This is a genomic window from Winogradskyella aurantia (assembly GCF_002266855.1).
In the GTDB taxonomy this organism is placed as follows: Bacteria; Bacteroidota; Bacteroidia; order Flavobacteriales; family Flavobacteriaceae; genus Winogradskyella; species Winogradskyella aurantia.
This window is the reverse complement of the sequence record NZ_NGJN01000002.1, coordinates 453,045-475,094: the sequence shown is the minus strand read 5'-3', so window position 1 is coordinate 475,094 and position 22,050 is coordinate 453,045. Positions and strand designations below refer to the sequence as shown.

The following is a 22,050-nucleotide window of genomic DNA, read 5'->3' as shown; positions in this document are numbered from 1 at the left end:
TGGATTGATGAATTTTACTTGCATTAGCTATCTTTAAGGTTTAACATTCGTATTTTTTCATAAATAGCTGACCTAAAATCACTACAAATAGTTACATTATGATCATTAATAAACAAGAGCACATAACTAAACACAGTGGGTCATTTACATCATAATTAAAAAGAAATCTTAAACGATATGAAAGAAATAGGTTTAGCATTGGGTGGTGGTGCCGTATTGGGTGCAGCTCATGTTGGCGTTTTGAGACGGTTAGAAGAATACAATATTGAGGTTCAACATATTGCAGGTACCAGCATAGGAGCTTTTGTGGGAGCATTTTTTGCCTTTGGAAAAAGTTGTGATGAAATAAGCCGTATCGCTTCACAATTAAAGTGGGTTGATATAAGCGCGATTTCCTTAACGCGTTATGGCTTACTTTCAAATGAGAAGTTGGGAGAACTCATTATTGAGCATATCGGAGAAAAAAATATTGAAGACTCCGATATTCCTCTAGCCATTATTGCAACTGATATAACCAGTGGGAAGAAAATAGTTTTAGACAAAGGTCCTTTAGCTACCGCAGTAATGGCAAGCACATGTATACCAGGCATCTTCAATCCCGTAGAAATCAATGGAACAATGCTCGTTGATGGTGGCATTGTCGAAAACGTACCCGTAAAGACTATGAAGGAAAAGGGTGTTGATTTTATTATCGGTGTCGATTTAAATTCAAATCACAAGTATCAAAAACCGGATAATATTCTCGATGTGATTATGAATAGTTTTCACTTTTTAATTCAAAAGTCTGATAAATTACAATCTAAGGAAGCCGATTTATTAATTGAACCTGATTTATCGGAATTCAATCGTTCCGACACCAATCACGTTGATGCTCTGATTAAAAAAGGTTACGAGGATTCGAAACAACCATTGGAGCAACTTAAAAAGCCCTAAGACACAGATTTTAAAGTTCATGTCAACAGCAGTGAAACTGATAAAATAGAGCTAAAGACATTTCAATGTGCTTCACTAGACGCACACTATAAAATTTAATAATTACTACATGAAAAAATATTTACGTCTATTAATAGGTATTGCTATTCTAATCGTTTTAATACTGTTTAATCATTTATTCCCTTTTCTTGATTTATCTGAATATATCGCTGATGATGTTTTGACAACACTTCGAAAAAGCCTGGTTATCGTATTTATTTCGTTAATAATTATTGAAATAGTGCGAATCCTAAAAAAACGATTACTTAAACGTTATGATATTTCAAAAGAAGACAATCTTAAATCCAGAAAACTTCACACTCAGATTAATTTACTTGAAAAAGTAATTGTGTTTGTTATTGTCATTATTGCCGTTGGCTTAATATTAATGTCTATTGAAGGCATTAGGGAAATTGGGATAGGAATATTTGCTTCAGCTGGTGTTGCGGGGATTATCATTGGTCTTTCAGCACAAAAAATTGTGGGAACACTACTGGCCGGTATTCAAATAGCTATTACACAACCATTTAGAGTTGATGATGCTGTGGTTGTTGAAAATGAGTGGGGCTGGATAGAGGAGATAAACCTTACCTATATTGTTGTTAGAATATGGGACAAGAGACGTTTGGTATTGCCCACCTCCTACTTTATAGAAAAGCCGTTTCAGAATTGGACAAGAACCAGTGCAGATATATTGGGTACAGTTTTTATTTATACGGACTATACCATTTCTTTTGAAGCACTTCGTAAGGAGTTGACAAGGTTATTGAATAGTACTGATTTATGGGATAAAAAAGTAAACGTACTCCAAGTTACCGATTCAAAAGAGTCCAATGTAGAAATCAGACTTTTGGTAAGTGCAAAGGATTCCCCCACAACATGGGATTTAAGAGTATTTATAAGAGAAAAAATGATTGAATTTATCCAAAAAAATTATCCGGAAAGTCTTCCAAGAACAAGAGTGTCTTTGGAGGATAGTAAAATTAAGGATTTAAAAGACTAAATAGACATCTTCAAAACGACTTAATGCTTACCGAAAGCTCAGAACGGGCATAACCAGTGCCTATGCGCTTTAGATATGAAATCGGTAGGTCTCAAACATGGTCCAATAGTCTTTGCGAGTACATTCAACCATAATAATAGAACTATTTTAACATAAAGCAATAGTAGTGAATCTTATGGTCCCATTTACTCTGCTTTTTTAGAATTTATTGTAACTTCCCCTCCTTAAAATAATCAAATATGAAATTTAATGTAACCGCTCAAATAATTAGTCTATCTCTTATTCTTTTGTGTTTTGGTTGTTCTCAACCAAAGCAGGATTATGCTACAATGCTCATTTTTGGTGGGACTATCTATACGGTTGAAGAAGCTCAACCAATTGTAGAAGCGGTGGCCGTAAAAGACAATAAAATTTTATTTACCGGAAGCTTAGCTGAGGCCGAAATGTTTAAAAATGAAAATACCCAACTTATCGATTTAGAAGGTAAAACCATGACACCTGGTCTAATTGAAGGCCATGGTCACTTTATGGGACTTGGCTACAACGAACTAAGACTAGACCTTTTGGGGACAACCAGCTATCAAGACATTATTGATGCTGTTGCCGAACGCGTAAAAACAGCAAAACCTGGAGAGTGGATAACAGGCCGAGGTTGGCACCAAAGTAAATGGGATTCTTTACCAAAGGATATGGTGAATGGGTTTCAAACCCATTACAGACTAAGTGAAGTATCTCCAGATAACCCTGTATACCTGAGTCATGCTAGTGGCCATGCAGGATTTGCCAATGAAAAGGCTATGGAAATTGCAGGTCTCGTTAAATTAGCCGACGACGGAATTAAAAAGTTTGAAGTAGGCGGTGGTGAAGTTATCGTGGATGCCTCTGGTCGTCCTACAGGCGTTTTCAACGAAAGAGCACAAACCTTAATAACAAAACATATTCCAGAACGTACACCAGAGACGGATTTACAAGCTTTTGAACTTGCTGTTAAAGCCTGTCACAAGAATGGGATAACAAGTTTTCATGATGCTGGAATCCCGAAAGAGACTATTGCACTTTATGAGCAAATGAAAACCCAAAATAAGTTGGATGTAAGGATATATGCCATGCTCACAGGATGGGATAAAGACCTGTTAAATGCATGGTATGACAAAGGTATTATGGTTGATCAAGACCATCGTTTTACCATTCGCTCCATTAAGTTGAATTGCGATGGTGCTTTAGGTTCTCGTGGGGCGTGGTTGTTAGAACCCTACACGGATAGACAAGATCATTTTGGTCATGAGACCTTGCCCATGGCGTTTGTAAAGGAAACTTCCATTAAAGGATTGGAACATGGATTTCAAGTATGTTCGCACGCCATTGGGGATAGAGCTAATAGAGAAATATTAGACCGCTATGAGTTGGCTATTAACCAACTTCCTGAAAAAGCTTCGGATCATAGATTCAGAATTGAGCATGCACAGCACTTACATCCTGAAGATATTCCACGTTTCGCTGAATTAAAAGTGATACCAGCTATGCAAGCCGTGCACATGTCGTCAGATAGACCATGGGCTATTGACCGCTTGGGTGAAAAACGAATTAAGGAAGGTGCTTACATGTGGCAATCCTTACTACAGAGTGGTGTACCTATTGTTAATGGCACCGATGTCCCCGTAGAACCCATTAATCCTATTGCCAGTTTTTTTGCCAGTGTGAGTCGTAAAACCTTAAAAGGTACCCCAGAAGGCGGTTATGAGCCTGAACAAAAAATGACACGAGAACAAGCCTTAAAGTCTTACACCTTAGATGCAGCGTTTGGTGCTTTTGAAGAAGACATAAAAGGCTCTATTGAAAAAGGTAAACTGGCAGACTTTACAATTTATGATCAAGATTTAATGACCGTTCCAGAGAATGATATTTTAAACACTAGAATAGCCATGACCATCTTTGATGGCAAAGTTGTTTTTAAACAGAAAGATTAAATCAATTTAGTTTAATCAAAAGAAATTGAAATGGCCAAATCTAGTTTCTATTAGAGGTGTACAAATCCCTATAATTTAAACTAATTTATTTCACCATAACGCTTCTTAAACTTTTATTATTTATTGTATTTTAGCCCCGCAACTATATAATTATGAGACGTCTATCCCTCTCGGTTTTTGTTTTCTCCTTTTGTCTCTGCTTTAGTCAACCAAACGACTTAAATGTATTAGCCAATAGAATAGATGACATCCTAAAGGCTAAGAAAATTGATGGTATGCAAATGAGCATTGTTAATGCAGATTCCGTTCTAATCCTTAAAAATTTTGGTAAGAGACGTGGAGATGATACATTGATAACGGAACAATCGCTATTTCCTGTAGGTTCACTTAGTCAAAGTCTTACAGCGCTTGGTTTAATGCTACTCGTTGAGGAAGGTAAAATTTCTTTGGACGACCACCTCATGTCCGTTGCACCAGAAATTAATTTTAAAAATCCATGGGAAAAAGCGCACCCGTTAAAAATTATTCATCTCTTAGAACACACCACAGGCTGGACTCAAGAATATTTACACGAATTTGGATTAACAATTGATATAGAATCGCCCCTCAACTTTTTAGAGAAAGTCAAGTCTAATAAGATTTGTCGCTATCCACCGGGACAATATTTTGCTAATTCCAACATAGATTATACCACGGCTGGCTATGTGATAGAAAAAATATCGGGCATGTCCTTTGAAGACTTTATGTATTCGAGGGTTTTAGAGCCTCTTGAAATGTCATCGAGCACGTATAATACTTTCGACAGAACTCTTAAAAATGACCTTGCAGCTCAAATTTCTTCCTATCCAAAATACTATGCCCTAACAACTGACCCTGCGGGAGGCCTTATTTCTAATGCTGCAGACATGGCCAAGTATATTAGGCTTCATCTAAATAATGGAAAAAAAGACTCATTACGACTTATTTCCCAACAAAAACTTAAACCTTTGTATACCAGCGTTAGTAGTAACATATCCAAAAACCACACTGATATTGGATATGCGAAAGGTTTTTTTCAATCTAAACGAAAAGGGATATATTATTTGTTTAATGAAGGAACTACGCCCAGTTTTTCATCCTTTTTAGCCATACTTCCAGATAAAAAAATAGGGTTCTTTTTCGCTCTTAACAGTGTAGATAAATCTGCCATTCGGGAAATTTCAAACTTGATACTTGACGCGCTTCTTAACACTTTAAGTGAAAATCAAGTTTCAAATACCTCAGTAACTATAAATGACCGGTATATTGGGTATTACAATAGAATTAATGCGAACTATCCCTTTTTTGATTTCGTCACGTCTATCTTTGATATATCTGCCTTAAAAAAGGATATAAATGGTGAAGTTTATTTTGAGGATGGCTTGTTAGGAAGTAAGTATGCCTTGTATAAAAATAAAAATGGTCTACCCTATTTCAAAGATGCTTACGGTTTACCAAGGTATTTGGCACTACATCGCGATATTGAAAATAACGAAGCTGTCCAAATTTCTAGTTACAGTGGTAAATATCAAAAAGTATCAGCCCTAAAACTTTGGTCACAAATTGTTCTTTTTTTAGTCTGTGTATTTTTAATTATTACATTTCCCATCATTTCAGTTATCAGATCTATATATTATTCTATAAAGAATAAGTCTTACAGAAGGTTCGTTTCGTTTCGTTCAGCAGTTTTCAGCGTTTTATGTTTAGCCGGTGCTGTTGTACTATTTATGCTATTCGTGCCTGAAGAAACTATGACTTTGGATGAGTTTTGGGATAGTGTATTCAAATTATTTAGATTAACCACAGTCTCACTTTTGATTTTTAGCTTAAGCATTTTGTTTGGTTTTGCCGCTTTAATTACCTTTATTTTTAGTCTCGTAGAACGTAAAACGGTAAATTCAAAATTGCTTAAAATATATATGGTTGTGTTAGGTTTGGCTTTTTTTATAACAGGTGCTTATCTCACGTACAACGGCCTTATCGGGCTGACCACCTGGCGCTAACTAATGTATTTAGCCTTGCTACATTCTAATCGTGACGTTACCTAGAGTTCGATTAATCAATAACTAAAATTCAAAATCCCAAGCCATTTAGTAGAAAAATTTATCTTTATGGTTTTAATAAATTCATTATGAATCCATCAGCTAGCGGTTGGATAAAAAAATTACTTAACGAAGTTTCTAAAGCACAGTATGTTAAAACTGAGCCTGCTGAGTTTTATCATAGATTGAAACAAACAGGGTTCATCTATGGTACTAACATCAAGGTTGTTTTTGATATTGTTGAACCCCTTGAATTTACAGAGGAGGAGCGCTGCAAAATAAATTTTCTCATTTCCTTATTTTTCATTTACACCAAGGAGGGCAGCAAAGAAAGCTTCGTAGAAAGTCTTATAGGATATTATAAAGTAATTGGCGAGCAAAAACGATCATTTTTCGATGAGCTATTTGGTGACAAATCATCCTATAGTCTATTGGAAAAAATGATTCATAAGCGCATTCATATTGATGACAATTTTTTGGCAAAAAGCTTCAATTACTTTTTAATTAATGCCCTTTTATTTGTTGATGTACTTGGTTATAAGCGTTATTTAAATCAAAAGGAAAACATTAAAGATTATGTCAACAATCTGGAATCTGGCCTTGAAACCATTGTATTTTCCGTGATTGATGCAAAGGCAGTGAAATCTGAGTATGACACTAATTTAATTCGACTTTTTCAAAGCTCGATACGACATAAGGAATCCTCACTTTCTTGCTATGCCGATGCTATTGACTTTATAAAGGTGCCGCTGGAAAAATTATACGTAATTGATTTGGTCTGCATGGCATCGTGGAGCGATAAAGTTATTGACCAAGATGAGCGTGAGTTCCTAAATCGTTTAAAAATCGATTTAAATTTAGACGAGGCCGTTATTACCCAATCGGTTGATAACATTAATCAATTTTACGATACTCACAAGGAAGATGTGGCCTTTCTAAGTTCTAAAAACTTGGCCCAGAGTTTATATGACAACAGTAGTAAAGTTGTTATAAAATTGATAAAGCGCAATAGCAAACGCCTCATTAAGGAATTAACGGAAAGTAAGGAAGCTATGGGTTTGTTGGCGAAATCTACCCAAAGAAACCTCACGGAAGAAGAGCAAAAAAAAATACAGTCCCAACTCATGGATATTTTTAAGTCGATTCCGAGTTTAGCAATTTTTATGTTGCCGGGAGGTATGCTTCTACTCCCCTTATTTGTTAAGTTTATTCCAAAGTTATTACCGTCGGCATTTGATGAAAATAGGATTGACCCCGATTGATTGGCAACTCTTCAATCACATTGAAAAAGATAAAGCTATATATACTGCATCCTCTATCTAAATTATTCTAGCCAGCCTTTAAAATCCTTAACACGCTCTCTAGCCACAATAACCTCTTGCTCCTTATAATGGTTTAGCTTAATCTGAAGCCGTGAATTGGTGTAACTTATAATATCCTTAATAGCATTGATATTGACGTAAAATTTACGACTGACTCTAAAAAATAGATGTGGTTCTAACTCATCTTCCAGTTGGTCTAAGGTCATATCTAAAAGGTAATCTCGCCCCTCAACAGTATGCGCATAGGTACCTTTATTTTCACTGTAAATACATTCAATATCTTCCACATTGATAAGCTTTATATGTTGTCCTACTTTAACTGAAAAGCGCTTCTTGTACTCCCTTTCAATAGGATTGACCAATAGCTTTTTAATGTCATTAAAATCTAGAGTAACCGCTTGATTATAGCTCTTCTGAGTGGTATATTGATTTACCGCCTTTTTTAAATCATCTTCATCTATTGGCTTCAATAAATAATCAATACTATTAAGCTTAAACGCTTGTAAGGCGTATTCATCGTAAGCCGTTGTAAAAATTACAGCCGATTTAATATCTATAGCTTCAAAAATCTCAAAGGACAATCCGTCACTAAGCTGAATATCTAAAAATATGACATCGGGGTGTGGGTTTTTCTGAAACCATTCTAGAGATTCCTCAACAGAATGCAGCATAGTTTCAGCAGTTATATCTATAGCTTTCAGCATGCGCTGAAGGCGGCGTGCTGAAGGTTTTTCGTCTTCAATGATTATTACGTTCATGCTTTTAAGATTAATTTTTATGGCTAATTAAATACCTTTTTCATGGTTTAAATACTCCTTTAACTTTTGCTCTTCCCAACGTTTACTAAACAATATTCTGCCCTTAAAAGCACGCCAACCGTGAATACCTACAAATAGTGACCAAAGCACCAAGGTGATAATATTAAGGGCTATAATGTTATTTTTATACTCACCTTGAACAATATAAAGATTGTAAAGGATTAGGCAGACCAAAATAATATATCCAAATAAGTGAATATAAAAGAGTTTTAACCGTCTTAGGTGCGTTATTGCAGCATTTTGACGTTCTTGATCTTTCATTGTTGTACTCATATTCTGATTGATTTTTAGTTAACTTTGGCGCCCTTTTTCCAGACGGTATTTACATTTTCTATAGCAGAAATTTCTTCTGTAACATCACCTTCTATTAGTAAGAGATCTGCATTATAACCAACTTTAACATAGCCTGTATTTTCTAAGCTAAATGCTCTTGTAATATTACTTGTTCCAGCCTTTAGCACCTCAATTGGTGATAAACCAGCATCTCGCAGAAGTTGTAATTCCTTATACAAATCCGTACCATAATTGATACTCAAATTTGGTGGGTCTGTACCCGCTAGTATGGGAACGCCTGCTTGATGAAGCTTTTTAACTTCAGCCAATAACTGCTCTTTTTTCATAAATTTTTGAGCTGCTTCTCCCATGCTTTCAAAAGCCTTGAGTGTTGTCAATAGGGTTGGAATTACAAAAAAGGTCTTTTCCTTGCTCAAGCTTTTAAGCTGTTCTTCTTCAATAGGGTTGTCCCACCATATATGTACCAAGCCATCAGCATTATTAGTAAGAACGTCGATGGCGTCTTCTAAACGGCTCACGTGGACTACGGCTATTTTTTTTACTTTATGAGCTTCTTTTATAACAGCTGCAACAGTTTCTGAACTCAGGGTCTTTTTCCAAGGTTCTACAATAATCTTAATATGGTCAACATTAGCCTTCACACGTGCTTCTATAAAAGTCTTAGCATCTTCTGGTCCAGACAATGTAGGTACTGGAAACCCAAATTGCGTACCATGACCTTCTGGTGCAGTAGCCGCATACCCTGCCACATAAAATCTGGCATAATTGGTAGAATCCTTTAACTGGCGCATGCCTAACTGAAAAGGTTCTACACCGTGCATATCCATAACATTTAACACGCCTGCCGTCGCTGCTTGCTGCAAGGATTGTGGCGTCCAAGCATGGACATGGGCATTAGATAACGCAGGCATCAAGGTTTTACCTGAACCATCTATAATGCTATCAGTTCCAATTGTATCGATTGAAGCTCCTATTTCTGAAATTACACCGCTATCAATACGAACTGAAGTCTTCTCAATTATAGCTTCTCCGTCAAAAACTTTGACGTTAGCGATAATGAAATGGTCTTGTGCATAAAGCTGTAATACCAAACATGTAAGGAAAAGAAGGGTTATTTTCTTCATGAAACGAGATTTTTTGATTTTACTTCCAGTTATCTTGCTGTTCTTTATCCATGAACTCTTTAATTTTTCGCTGCTCCCAGTCCTTACCAAAAATAAAGTCTGGCCCAAAAACACCTAGAAAATGAAAGAGCAATCCAATACCCCAAAATAAAGCTGTGGCGTAAGGCCCAAATCCTCCGAAACCTCCATCAGAATTCAAGCCTATTAACAGGATTAAAAAGGTATTCACTACTATATAAACTGCTAGGTGCCAATAAAATCCAATGAGGGAATCTACTTTCTTTTTGGCTCTCATATAAGCCTCCTCTGTTCTAAAATCGGAGGTTTCATCGTTTTCTTTATAAGGTTCTATGCTATACTTTTCCATAATTCTTAACTTTTCTTGTTTAATTCTTTTTCCATATACTCCTCTATTTTGCGGTCTTCCCATGGTCCTGCATATTTAAACACGAGAAAATGAAACAACAAAATAGCACCCCAAACTAACCAAGTACTCAAGTTATCTAATCCAAAAAATTTGGCGGTAAAGGCATCCCAGCTCTCGAAATGATTGTGAACCTTAAACCCGGTAATAATTATGTTTACAACAAAATAGACGATAACATGATTATAAAATCCTTTTTCTCGCTGTACACGGTTTTTTGCTTTGATATATTTTAAATCTCTTTTTGTTCTCATAATTCATAACTTTAATTCCAACGATTTTCATCCTCTTCTCGCATATACTCTTCAATTTTACGCTGTTCCCATCGTGCTCCAAAGGCTCCGTTATCTACAAAAACACGGTAGGCCTGGAATACTAGGCTGAGTCCCCAGCCAATCATTGGAAACCAAAACCACTGAATAGTATGCTGAGAAAATTTATACCATATAAAAATGAGAAATGGTATAACCACAACATAAGACAGTAAACTGTAATAAAACCCTTTGAGTTCTTCGACCTTTTTGCGTGCACGTACGTAATCGTCATTTAATCGTTCTGGGGTTGGTGATGTTCTTCTCATTATTGATACTTGTTTTGTGAGCATTGGTATGCCAACGGCAAAATCCTTATCTCGTTGATTGATGACTACCTTTTTATCTGAGAGTAAATTGTAACGCTGTTTTATATTTTCTAAACCTACACCACTACTCTTTTTCACGATTTGCTTGGGCTGAAGATTATTCATTACTACGAGGTAATTCCCATCTTCATATATTTTAATATGCAAAGGTTTGGTTGAGGTAACCATATTGTGTTTAACCGCATTTTCTAACAATAACTGCAATGATAATGGCACCACCTTACTTTCCGGATTAGAGGATTTTTCTGGTATTTCAAAAATGATACTGTCCTCAAATCGCATTTTTAACAAAGACATATAAGTCCTAGCAAAATTTAACTCCTCATCGACCGTTACCAGTTCCTTATTCTTCTGTTCTAATACATAGCGATAAACCTTGGATAATGAAGTGGTAAACTTCTGTGCGCTGCCTGGATTTTCCTCAATTAGACTGGTTAATACATTAAGGCTATTGAATAAAAAGTGTGGATCTAGTTGGTTTTTTAAAGCATCAAATTTTGCACTTGCCGTACCAGCAATAACCTTCTGCTCTTTAACTTTGGTTTTCTCACGTTCTTTAAAGTAGTAAATAAGGTGGAAAACTATCGAGACAATTATAGTCATTCCGAGAGCCAACAAATAGTATTCTGTACGTTCTGAATTTATAAAACCTTTAATGCTATTTCCTTCTATAATAATTCCTATGAAGGCCCTAACAAAAAAGATAGTAATAATTGTAACAACAACCGAACCTAGAAATCCTATTATGAGCTTATATTTCTTATATCGATTCCATCGAATCTTATCGTAGACGTATGAAAAAAAGTAACTGTTTACAAGTGTTAAGGGGATTGAAAAAATAATGTAATACAATAAGGCTAAAACGAAGTCTTCATCAAGTGCAATTTTAACTCCTGTAAAATAGCGTATAGCTTGATCTACAATCATAATGGCAATACCTACAATAATACCTGAGAAAATGGTTTTAAAAAATCGTTTCATTATAATTATACTCTTATTATCTGTATCATTTACATTCAGCAACAGCCTGCTTGGCACGCTTCTCTCCCCAATTTGGATGAAATTCACTATCGGTTTTAAAATCTTCAAAAAGGGCTAACGTACCCTCCATTTTTTTACAAAACGGAGCCGTATCCTGGCCAAAATATTTGGCGCTGCCCATTTCCCATTCTACTTTACCAAATGCTACTCTCGGATTATCTGGTGCAATCGCTTGTGCCTTTTTGTATAATTCAGTAATTCGTGTAGAATATTTCATGCCATAGGTCATACCATCATAGGCTATCCAGTTAGTAAGTACCTGCGCCTGAATTACCATAAGTTCTGGATTGTTTTCACTTAAACCCATAGCAATATCTATATGCTCTTGTGCTTTATCCAGTTGAGATTTGATTACGGCTTCGTCGGTAACGCCCCAACTTTTTAAACTGTTTATTTGAGCAATGTAATAATGCGGCAGCCAATTATCCTTTTCTGCCTTTGCAATTCGCTCAAATAAGTTTTCGGCTTCATCCGTTTTTCCATTTTCCCAAAGATCAAAGGCTTTGGTCATTCCTTTTTCATAATTGGTCTGCGACCAACCAAAGCCTGACACTAAAATCAAGACGGTGATAAATACATTCTTCATTTTAAAAATTTATTTAAGGGTTATTGTAATTGATTTATTCTCGTTTAGTTCAAATTTTGCGTCCTTCCATTTTGGTGGGCCCATAAATCCAGAAGCATTATTAGAGCAACCATAAGCCTCTTTTGGGATACCTACAAAGTTGGTATCCATTTTACCATTGTCATTTTCATCGTGAAAGATAGACACCGCATAAATGCCCTCAGGTATATCCTTAAATGTGAACTCGCTAGTATTGTTCTCAATATTAGTTTTTGCTCCTTTATAAGTGGTCTCTAAAAAATCTGCTTCAGATTTATACAAAGCAATAAACATTTTACCTTCGTTATTATCTACATCTTCAACTTTAACCGTAATGGAATAGCCACTTTGACTATTACTAAGTATCGGTAATAAGCTAATAACTAGTATTACTATAATCCTTGTTAATACGTTCATACGTCGTTCATTTTGTTTTGCACAAATATTCAATGTTTATAAAGATATTTAAAAGATGGTTTACCGAATTGTGTTTTTTTATGGATGAACTGTAAGTTATATGAAATTTTCATTAAAACAATAAAGCCATTACTGCTAATTATGCACAAACATTGCCTCAAAAAACAAAAGAAAATATAAAATAAACTTGTTAGATTATAAAGGTTAGAGATAACTTCCTTACAAAAAAAGACCATCATATCTGACGGTCTTTTTGTTTATGTGTTTTGAGATGTGTTAACTTAGAACATCTCTCTTCCTGAGAAGTGGAATGCACCTTCAATGGCGGCATTAACATCGCTATCACTACCGTGAACTGCATTTTCACCTATGGAAGCAGCATATAATTTCCTAATGGTACCTTCGGCAGCATCAGCAGGATTGGTGGCACCAATCAAGGTTCTAAAATCTTCAACAGCATTATCCTTTTCTAAAATAGCCGCAACTATAGGACCACGTGTCATATATTCCACCAATTCCGGAAAGAAAGGACGCTCCTTATGAATTGCGTAGAATTCTTCAGCGTCTGCCTTGGTCATTTGAGTAAGCTTCATCGCCACTATTCTAAAGCCCGATGATGTGATTTTTTCTAAAATTGCGCCAATGTGTCCTTTTTCAACAGCATCTGGCTTTAACATTGTAAACGTTCTGTTAGTTGCCATGTATTTTTTTTTAATGTGGTGCAAAAGTAATGTATTTCTTTAATTTATCAAGTTTGCTAAATATTAAAAAATTGTATCTTCGTCACCTATGATTAAAGCACAGATTCCAGAAATAAAAAGACTTCTCTCATCACCAAAGAATATCGTTATTATTCCGCATAAAAATCCCGATGGTGACGCCATGGGATCGTCGCTGGGACTTTATCAATTCTTAGACATTTTTCAACATCATACAAAAGTTATTGCCCCTAATGATTACCCTGACTTTTTAAAATGGCTGCCCAATGAGGAAAAAGTCCTTAAATTCGATATGCAAACAGAGGAGTGCCTTAAATCCATAGAGAAAGCAGATGTTATTTTTACCCTAGATTTTAATGCTCTACAAAGGGCCGGGCATCAGTTAAAAGAGGTATTGGAAAAGTCCAATGCCATTAAATTTATGATAGACCATCACCAGCAACCGGACGATTATGCCCAATATATGTATTCTGATGTACACATGTCCTCTACTTCAGAAATGGTTTATAACCTCATAGAGATGCTTGGTTACACCAATAAAATTGATGCAGTTATTGCGACCTGTCTTTATGCTGGTATAATGACCGATACAGGATCATTTCGTTTTCCATCGACCACAAGCACAACGCATCGCGTCATTGCAGATTTAATTGAAAAAGGAGCTGACAATTCCGAGATACATAATAGTGTATACGACACCAATTCATACGCGCGTTTACAGCTATTAGGAAGAGCGATGCAAAACCTCAAAATTATACCCGAATATAAAACGGCCTATATTTCATTGTCCCAAGACGAATTAAATGCATTTGATTTTAAGAAAGGGGATACCGAAGGCTTTGTTAATTATGCGCTTTCTTTGGAGGGAGTAATTTTTGCTGCAATTTTTATTGAAAACCAGCAAGAAAGTATCATTAAAATCTCCTTTCGAAGCAAAGGTAGCTTCTCTGTTAACGAATTTGCACGTGAGCATTTTAATGGTGGTGGTCATATTAATGCAGCTGGAGGGCGCAGTACAACCGACCTCAAAAGTACAATTGATAAATTTATTAGTATATTACCCCATTATAAAACAGAATTGTCCCAAAAATGAAACACCTAAATCTACTTCTTCTAAGCGTTCTATTATGCGCTAGTTGTAAATCACCCGAGGCACGAATGCCTGAGTCCGTTAGGTCGGGTTCTTTCTTGATGGAATCCGCTGAGCGCAGCAAAAAGCTAAATGCCACTGAACAAAAGCTGATAGAAAATATCATAAAAAATAATCCTGACATTGAGTATATTGCCTCAGAAAGCGGATTCTGGTATTTCTATAACGAGAAAATTGAAAACGAAGCCAATTACCCACAATTTGGTGACACCGTTGACTTTGAATACAATGTCTCAAATCTTGAGGGAACAGAAATATATGGGAACTCCAGCAAAACTTATATCATGGATAAGGAAGAACTGTTCACTGGACTGAGAGAGGGGCTTAAGTTGATGAAACCAAATGAGAGGATAACCTTTATTTTTCCATCACAAAAAGCCTTTGGATATTACGGCGACGATAACAAAATAGGGACCAATATTCCCTTAATTTGTGAAGTAACTTTAAATTCAATAATAAAAAACAATGATTAAGAAAACACTATTATCATTATCTGTGCTTTTAGCATTAGTAAGCAGTTCTTGCCAAGAGCGCTATCCTGATTTAGAAGACGGCCTTTATGCCGAATTTGTAACCAATAAGGATACAATGGTTGCTAAATTGTATTATAAAGAGGCACCCGTAACAGTAGCCAATTTTGTAGCACTAGCAGAGGGCAACCACCCCTTAGTCTCAGAACAATACAAAGGAAAACGCTATTATGATTCCACTACCTTTCACCGGGTTATTGATAATTTCATGATTCAAGGGGGTGACCCAACGGCAACTGGAAGTGGCGATCCAGGTTATAAATTTGAAGATGAATTTGTTGCGCAGTTAAAACATAATAAACCAGGGATTTTATCAATGGCCAACTCGGGTCCAAATACCAATGGCTCACAATTTTTTATCACCGAGAAAGCTACACCATTTTTAGACTCCTACAATCCAGATGGCACCTTAAAAGATTGTGATAAGCCACGTGTAAGTTGCCATGCTGTTTTTGGTGAGTTGGTTAAAGGTATAGAAGTACAAGATTCCATATCCAATGTTGAAGTTGCGCCCGGGAGGAACAAACCTATTGAAGATGTGGTCATTCTACAATTGAATATCATACGAAAGGGTGCTGAAGCTAAAAAATTTGATGCCCCTAAAGTCTTTAATGATGAATTACCAAGACTTAAGGAAATCATTGAAGAACAAAAGGCTGAAGCTGCACGACGAGCTGAAGAAGCCATGAAAGAAGCTAAGATGAAAGCTGAAAAAGCATGCCAAGATTGGTTGGAAAATAATAAAGATCTCGATGGCAAACGAATAGAGTCGCCAACGGGAATGGCAATGATTTTTACCAAAAATGGTAAGGGTGAAAAACCAGACCCATCCCAACGTGTCAATATTGACTGTGCGGGCTATTTTGAAAATGGTGAGCTATTCTGGACCACATGGAAAGATATCGCAAAAAAATATGGTAAATACGACGAGAGACAAGACCAAGGTGGTGGCTATGCTCCTTTCGAAATGCCATATAATGAAACTGCAGGATTAGTTGCTGGATTCAGGGAGGCCATGTTAAATATGAAAATAGGCGATAGAGCTAGAGTCTTTATTCCTTATTACTTAGGGTATGGTGAAGCTGGCAGACCGCCTGTTATCCCCCCAAAAACTAACTTAGTTTTTGATATTGAATTAGTCAGTGTTAAATAAAAAATAGTAAAAGCCGAAACATGAGATTCTCAAGTTTCGGCTTTTTTTTGCTATATATTATCAGTTAGCTTTCGGAATATTCCTTAATATCTCTAAAACAAATCTCCAATATTTTTGTGCGGATGAGATTTGTGCGCGTTCATCAGGTGAATGAGCTCCTTTAATATTCGGACCAAAACTTATCATATCCATATCTGGATAATTCTGTCCTAATATACCACATTCCAAACCTGCATGACAAGCAGCAACATGTGGTTTTTTGCCATTATTTAAGCGTTCATAGATAGGTACCATAACTTTAAGTATAGCCGAATCCATATTTGGAGCCCAACCAGGATAATCCCCAGAAAACTCTACCTCACAGTCCATCAATTCAAAAGCAGAACGCAAGGCATTGGCCAAATCCCATTTTGAACTCTCTACAGAGCTACGTGTTAAACATCCTATTTTAATGTGTCCTTCTTTTACAACAACCCGAGCTATATTATTAGAGGTTTCTACCAAGTCTGGAATATCTGGGCTCATTCTATAAACACCATTGCAAGCGGCATACAACGACCTTATTAAATTTTCTTGTACGTCTGTTGGCATGACCGTTGTTGGAGCATGGGTCTTAGAAAACGTAATATCTAAATCGGGTTCTAAAGACTTATATTCACCCTTTATATTCTTGATACGTTTTTTAATTTCTGCCTCAAAATATATCATTTTAGATTCTAAGATTGACACAGTCGCCTTACTTTCCCTAGGAATAGCATTACGCAGACTACCACCATCAATCTCAGAGATACGCAAGCCATATTTCTCATAACAATCAAAAAGTATGCGATTCATCAATTTGTTTGCATTCCCTAAACCTTCATGGATTTGCATGCCGGAATGACCGCCCTGTAAACCTTTAACTTCAAGAAGATATCCCAAGCTATGTTCTGGTGTCCTTGAGACAGAATAGGTTCTTGTTGCTGTAACATCTACGCCACCTGCACAGCCTACACCTATTTCATCGTCTTCCTCAGTATCTAGATTTAATAAAATCTGTCCCTTCAGGAGTCCGCCTTTCAATCCTTTGGCTCCTGTCATACCCGTTTCCTCATCAATAGTAAACAAGGCCTCTAAATCGGGATGTGCAATGTCCTCACTTTCTAAAATAGCCATAATAGTTGCAACACCTAGACCGTTATCTGCTCCTAGAGTGGTTCCTTTGGCTTTTACCCAATCACCATCAACATACATAACTATACCTTGGGTTTCAAAATCGAAAGTCGTAGCGTTATTTTTTTGATGGACCATATCCAAATGAGATTGCATCACAATAGGCTTTCTATCTTCCATACCCTGAGATGCGGGCTTTCGAATAATAACATTGCCAACTTCATCTTCCATGGTCTCAAGACCTAAATTCTTTCCAAAATCCTTGATAAAGCGTATAACTTTTTCTTCCCGTTTTGAAGGTCTGGGAACTGCATTTAAATCGGCAAATTTATTCCAGAGTGCTTTTGGCTCTAGTGCTCTAATTTCTGAACTCATTTTGTATATAATTTAGGTTAACAAAATTACAAAATACATCCCACTATCCTATATCGTTTCAATCTAGTTTTAGAACAATAGGTCTGCGAGAGACAAAGGGAAAGAGCGCTCTTTTTTAGCCTACATATGCCAGGTTTTTATCTATATTTGGGTCATGCTGAATAACAAAAAAGGTATACTGGCCATTTTCCTTGGAGTTCAAATTCTCTGTATTTCCATACTAAAGCATTTTCCGGAATTTGTAGAGTCATATTACAGCAATGGATTATATGTACTCATCTCCAGATTGATGCGCTTTACCTTTGGTTGGTTAAGTTTCTCGGCTGGTGATATCCTATACACAATAGCTGTAGTTTATTGTTTGAGGTGGTTATTCCTTCAAAGGAAACGCATGTACAAAGACTTTGTTCAGTGGGCTTTAGATGTTCTGTCAGCAGTTTCAATAGCTTATTTCGCCTTTCATGTACTTTGGGCTTTTAACTATTATCGCGCACCTCTTTATAGGTCTTTACAAATTGAGGCTGATTATACCACAGAAGAATTGATTTACTTCACAAAAAAACTCGTCACTAAATCAAATACTATCCATAATAATTTGAGCAAAAGTGATACCTTAAGCGTTAAAATACCCTACACAAAAGATGATATCATTAATAAAGCAACTCATGGCTACGATGCGTTATCTAAAGTCTATCCACAATGGAATTATGAGCCAAGAAGTATAAAGAAATCAATTTATAGCTTACCGTTAACCTATATGGGCTTTTCCGGTTACTTAAATCCTTTCACTAATGAGGCTCAGGTCGATGCTTTAATTCCAACATACAAATTTCCGACAACCACCTGTCATGAGATAGCACACCAACTTGGTTATGCTGCGGAGAATGAAGCCAATTTTATTGGTAGTTTAGCGGCTATCCATAATGAGGATATCTATTTTCAATATGCGGGCTATACCTTTGCCTTGCGTTATTGTCTCAATGAGATTTTTAAAAGAGATAAGGAATCGTATTACCTTATCCTTAAAACGATTAATAAAGGTATTATTAAAAACTACCAGGAGGTTCAGGAATTTTGGTTGAGTTATGAAAACCCCTTAGAACCTTTTTTTAAAACAACTTTTGACAATTTTCTAAAAGTCAACAACCAATCTGATGGGATGAAAAGTTATAGTTATGTCGTTGCCTTGCTGGTTAATTATTACAAGGAACAACCCCTCTAAAACGTTAAAAATTCTTAAGAGGCAACTCTACAAATACTTATATTCCTATCTTTCGTTTCGAATTTTAACTAACTCTTTTTATGATTAAAAATTATATGAAGCTGTGCATTGTTATGTGCAGTTTTACACTTTTTGCTCAGGATTACTTTCCGAGTAATTCTGGTGTTATAGCAAATAACACAAACTACACGGCATTCACGAATGCAACAATTCATGTGTCACCGACTGAGGTGATAGAAGAGGCGACACTTCTTATAAAGGATGGAAAAGTTGTTAGCGTTGGGAAATCATTGGATATTCCCAAGAACACTACTAAAATTAATCTTTCAGGAAAAACTATTTATCCATCCTTTATTGATTTATATACCACCTTTGGTGTTGAAAAACCAAAACGCAGCGGAAATGGTCCACAATACGGGCCAAGCAGAAGTGGGTTTTATTGGAACGACCATGTCATGCCAGAGCAAGACGTAATGGCTAGTTTTGAGTACGATACCAAAACCGCCTCTGAAATGCATAAACTAGGATTTGGTGTCGTTAATACACATATGCCAGACGGCATTGTGCGAGGCACTGGTGCTTTAATTGCACTCAACAACGATGCCGACAACGCCATGCGCGTTGTTGATGGTGAAACCACCCAACATTTTTCATTCACTAAAAGTGTGACATCTCGTCAATCCTACCCTTCCTCAATTATGGGGAGTATGGCCTTATTACGCCAAATGTATAATGATGCCAAATGGTATGAAGCAGGAAATATAGACACTAGAGATTTATCCCTTGAGGCATTAAACGGTAATAAAGAGTTGCTTCAAATTTTTGAAGCTGGCTCCAGAGCAAACCTAATGAGGGCTGATAAAGTTGGGGATGCCTTCAATATTCAATACACCATCTTAGGGGGTGGCGATGAATATGAGCGCATTGATGAAGTCAAAGGGACTAATGCAACTCTAATTTTACCGATAGATTTTCAACTGGCGTATGATGTAGACAATCCTTTCTTGGCAAGTACACTATCATTAAGTGATATGCGTGCTTGGAACCAAGAGCCACACAATCCTAGGTTGTTAGCTGAAAATGACATTACATTCGCCTTAACGACACATGGCTTAAAGTTCAAGAAATCATTTTCCACAAACTTAAGGAAGGCTATTGAAAGTGGTTTGTCTAAACAAAAAGCATTAGAAGCATTAACCACCGTGCCTGCAAGTTTATTAGGAAAGTCTGATGTTTTAGGAACATTAAAAGCGGGAAGCTACGCGAACTTTCTAATCACGGATGGTGATATTTTTGAGAAGAAAACCAAGCTCTTCGAAAATTGGGTGCAAGGCACACCAAATGTCATCGCAGATATGAATGTAAAGGATATTGATGGTGATTACAGCTTTAAATTAGCTGGGGACGAATACAAACTTTCTATAACAAAAAGTATGAGTAAACCTGATGCTAAAATAGAAATGGATTCCATAAGCTTAGGGACCAAAATAAGTTATTCAGAAGACTGGTTAAACCTTACGTTTAAAACAGCAGACAGCGCCAATAAGGAATACATCAGAGTTGTCGCTAACACGGGAAATGGCCAAAGCTTAAATGGTAAAGCCATTATGCCCAATGGCAAGGAGTTGTCCTTCTATGCCAATAAGATTGATGAAAATGAAGAGGGAAAAGCCGAAGACAAAAAGAAAGACGATGACATGGCCAAACCGGAATTCATGAGTCCTATAACCTATCCTAACTTAGCTTTCGGTTTTACGGAAAAGCCAAAACCAGAAAACTTATTATTTAAAAATGCTACAGTTTGGACAAATGAAAACGAGGGTGTTTTAGAAAACACTGACGTGTTAATCAAGGATGGTAAAATTTCAAAAATTGGCAAAGACCTTTCTCAGAAAAATGCTAAAGTCATTGATGCCACTGGTAAGCATATCACCGCTGGTATCATTGATGAGCATTCTCATATTGCCGCAGCTTCAATTAATGAAGGTGGCCAAAACTCCTCTGCGGAGGTAACGATTGAAGATGTTATCGATGATGAAGATATCGATATTTACAGAAACTTAGCCGGTGGGGTAACCTCCATTCAGATTTTACACGGATCTGCAAATCCAATCGGTGGTCGCTCGGCGATAATAAAATTAAAATGGGGGGAATCTGCTGATAATTTAGTCTATGACAATTCTCCCAAGTTTATAAAATTCGCTTTAGGGGAAAATGTAAAACAATCACGCAGTAGATCTAATTCACGCTTCCCTCAATCGAGAATGGGTGTTGAACAAGTGTATATGGATTATTTCAGTAGAGCCAAAGCTTACGACCAATTAAAGAAAAGTGGCAAACCGTATAGAGAAGACGCTGAAATGGAAGTTCTAGCTGAAATTCTTAACAAGGAGCGTTTCATTTCGTGTCATTCGTATGTGCAAAGTGAAATCAATATGCTGATGAAGGTTGCAGAGCAATTCAATTTCAACATTAATACCTTCACACATATTTTGGAAGGCTATAAAGTTGCCGATAAAATGAAAGACCATGGCGTTGGAGGGTCAACATTTAGCGATTGGTGGGCTTACAAGTATGAAGTAAATGATGCTATTCCTTATAACGCAGCCATTATGCACAAAGCTGGAGTAGTCACCGCAATAAACAGTGACGATGCGGAAATGGCAAGACGCCTAAATCAAGAAGCTGCAAAAAGCATAAAATACGGTGGTGTAAGCGAAGAAGACGCCTTAAAGTTTGTAACGCTTAACCCTGCAAAACTCTTACATCTTGATGATCGCGTTGGAAGCCTTAAGGAGGGTAAAGACGCAGACGTAGTGCTATGGTCAGATCACCCATTATCAATTTATGCCATAGCTGAAAAAACCATTATTGAGGGTGTAACCTATTTCGATATAGACCGAGATCGAAAGATGCGAGAAGCCATCAAAAAAGAGAAAAGCGAACTTGTAAACTTAATGCTTCAAGAGAAAAATAAGGGTTTAAAAACACAACCTGTTAAGAAAAAAGAAAAAGTGTTATTGCATTGCGATTCCATGGATTCGCACAACTAAAAACATTAAA

General features: G+C 36.5%; 20 protein-coding genes. 10 read left to right on the top strand and 10 right to left on the bottom strand.

Translation table 11 applies throughout. From position 1 onward, the window contains the following. The first annotated feature begins 177 nt into the window (after positions 1-177). The 5 genes from CA834_RS05540 (at position 178) to CA834_RS05520 (ending at position 7,264) form a co-directional block, all read left to right on the top strand. Positions 178-933, top strand: a complete 756-nt coding sequence (locus tag CA834_RS05540; protein ID WP_094967671.1) for a patatin-like phospholipase family protein — start codon at positions 178-180, stop codon at positions 931-933. Positions 934-1,042: 109 nt separating this feature from the next. Next, on the top strand, positions 1,043-1,975 hold the full coding sequence (locus CA834_RS05535; RefSeq protein WP_094967670.1) for a mechanosensitive ion channel family protein: 933 nt from the start codon (positions 1,043-1,045) through the stop codon (positions 1,973-1,975). A gap of 239 nt (positions 1,976-2,214) precedes the next feature. Beyond that, positions 2,215-3,942, top strand: coding sequence for an amidohydrolase (locus CA834_RS05530; protein WP_094967669.1), 1,728 nt, complete (start codon positions 2,215-2,217; stop codon positions 3,940-3,942). Positions 3,943-4,094: 152 nt separating this feature from the next. Next, complete coding sequence (locus CA834_RS05525) at positions 4,095-5,963, top strand: serine hydrolase domain-containing protein (RefSeq protein ID WP_094967668.1); 1,869 nt, start codon at positions 4,095-4,097, stop codon at positions 5,961-5,963. Positions 5,964-6,091: 128 nt separating this feature from the next. Continuing rightward, complete coding sequence (locus CA834_RS05520) at positions 6,092-7,264, top strand: LETM1-related biofilm-associated protein (RefSeq protein WP_094967667.1); 1,173 nt, start codon at positions 6,092-6,094, stop codon at positions 7,262-7,264. A 62-nt stretch (positions 7,265-7,326) separates the two neighbouring features. On the opposite strand, the gene CA834_RS05515 is transcribed toward CA834_RS05520, so the two are convergent. The 9 genes from CA834_RS05515 to CA834_RS05475 form a co-directional block, all read right to left on the bottom strand. After that, positions 7,327-8,082: a LytR/AlgR family response regulator transcription factor gene (locus CA834_RS05515; RefSeq protein WP_094967666.1), complete on the bottom strand. Its 756-nt coding sequence runs from the start codon at positions 8,080-8,082 to the stop codon at positions 7,327-7,329. Between the two features lie 27 nt (positions 8,083-8,109). After that, positions 8,110-8,415, bottom strand: coding sequence for a 2TM domain-containing protein (locus CA834_RS05510; RefSeq protein WP_094967665.1), 306 nt, complete (start codon positions 8,413-8,415; stop codon positions 8,110-8,112). Between the two features lie 14 nt (positions 8,416-8,429). Continuing rightward, complete coding sequence (locus CA834_RS05505; protein ID WP_094967664.1) at positions 8,430-9,560, bottom strand: amidohydrolase family protein; 1,131 nt, start codon at positions 9,558-9,560, stop codon at positions 8,430-8,432. Between the two features lie 19 nt (positions 9,561-9,579). Beyond that, on the bottom strand, positions 9,580-9,927 hold the full coding sequence (locus CA834_RS05500) for a 2TM domain-containing protein (RefSeq protein WP_094967663.1): 348 nt from the start codon (positions 9,925-9,927) through the stop codon (positions 9,580-9,582). 5 nt (positions 9,928-9,932) lie between these two features. Continuing rightward, a complete protein-coding gene (locus CA834_RS05495; protein WP_094967662.1) occupies positions 9,933-10,238 on the bottom strand; it encodes a 2TM domain-containing protein in 306 nt (101 codons plus the stop codon). An 11-nt stretch (positions 10,239-10,249) separates the two neighbouring features. Beyond that, complete coding sequence (locus CA834_RS05490) at positions 10,250-11,605, bottom strand: histidine kinase (RefSeq protein ID WP_094967747.1); 1,356 nt, start codon at positions 11,603-11,605, stop codon at positions 10,250-10,252. A 25-nt stretch (positions 11,606-11,630) separates the two neighbouring features. Continuing rightward, positions 11,631-12,251 (bottom strand): tetratricopeptide repeat protein, encoded by a 621-nt coding sequence (locus CA834_RS05485; protein ID WP_094967661.1) that lies wholly within the window; start codon positions 12,249-12,251, stop codon positions 11,631-11,633. 9 nt (positions 12,252-12,260) lie between these two features. After that, a complete protein-coding gene (locus tag CA834_RS05480) occupies positions 12,261-12,686 on the bottom strand; it encodes a DUF2141 domain-containing protein (protein ID WP_094967660.1) in 426 nt (141 codons plus the stop codon). A gap of 281 nt (positions 12,687-12,967) precedes the next feature. Next, on the bottom strand, positions 12,968-13,387 hold the full coding sequence (locus CA834_RS05475) for a nucleoside-diphosphate kinase (protein ID WP_094967659.1): 420 nt from the start codon (positions 13,385-13,387) through the stop codon (positions 12,968-12,970). A gap of 88 nt (positions 13,388-13,475) precedes the next feature. Here CA834_RS05475 and CA834_RS05470 point away from each other — a divergent pair, with 88 nt between their 5' ends. Genes CA834_RS05470 through CA834_RS05460 form a run of 3 tightly spaced genes read left to right on the top strand, consistent with a single transcriptional unit; the run spans position 13,476 to position 16,238 of the window. Next, positions 13,476-14,498, top strand: coding sequence for a DHH family phosphoesterase (locus CA834_RS05470; protein WP_094967658.1), 1,023 nt, complete (start codon positions 13,476-13,478; stop codon positions 14,496-14,498). Continuing rightward, entirely contained in the window at positions 14,495-15,028 is a 534-nt protein-coding gene (gene gldI, locus CA834_RS05465; protein ID WP_094967657.1) for a gliding motility-associated peptidyl-prolyl isomerase GldI, read from the top strand. The genes CA834_RS05470 and gldI overlap by 4 nt, the downstream gene beginning before the upstream one ends. Then, positions 15,021-16,238, top strand: a complete 1,218-nt coding sequence (locus CA834_RS05460; RefSeq protein ID WP_094967656.1) for a peptidylprolyl isomerase — start codon at positions 15,021-15,023, stop codon at positions 16,236-16,238. The genes gldI and CA834_RS05460 overlap by 8 nt, the downstream gene beginning before the upstream one ends. Before the next feature lie 60 nt (positions 16,239-16,298). Here CA834_RS05460 and CA834_RS05455 read toward each other — a convergent pair whose 3' ends face one another. After that, complete coding sequence (locus tag CA834_RS05455) at positions 16,299-17,765, bottom strand: aminoacyl-histidine dipeptidase (protein ID WP_094967655.1); 1,467 nt, start codon at positions 17,763-17,765, stop codon at positions 16,299-16,301. Positions 17,766-17,919: 154 nt separating this feature from the next. Here CA834_RS05455 and CA834_RS05450 point away from each other — a divergent pair, with 154 nt between their 5' ends. Then, on the top strand, positions 17,920-18,987 hold the full coding sequence (locus CA834_RS05450) for a DUF3810 domain-containing protein (RefSeq protein WP_094967654.1): 1,068 nt from the start codon (positions 17,920-17,922) through the stop codon (positions 18,985-18,987). Positions 18,988-19,082: 95 nt separating this feature from the next. Then, the gene (locus tag CA834_RS05445; RefSeq protein ID WP_240507487.1) at positions 19,083-22,040 is read left to right on the top strand and encodes an amidohydrolase family protein; all 2,958 of its coding nucleotides are present in this window, start codon (positions 19,083-19,085) and stop codon (positions 22,038-22,040) included. Positions 22,041-22,050 lie beyond the last annotated feature (10 nt).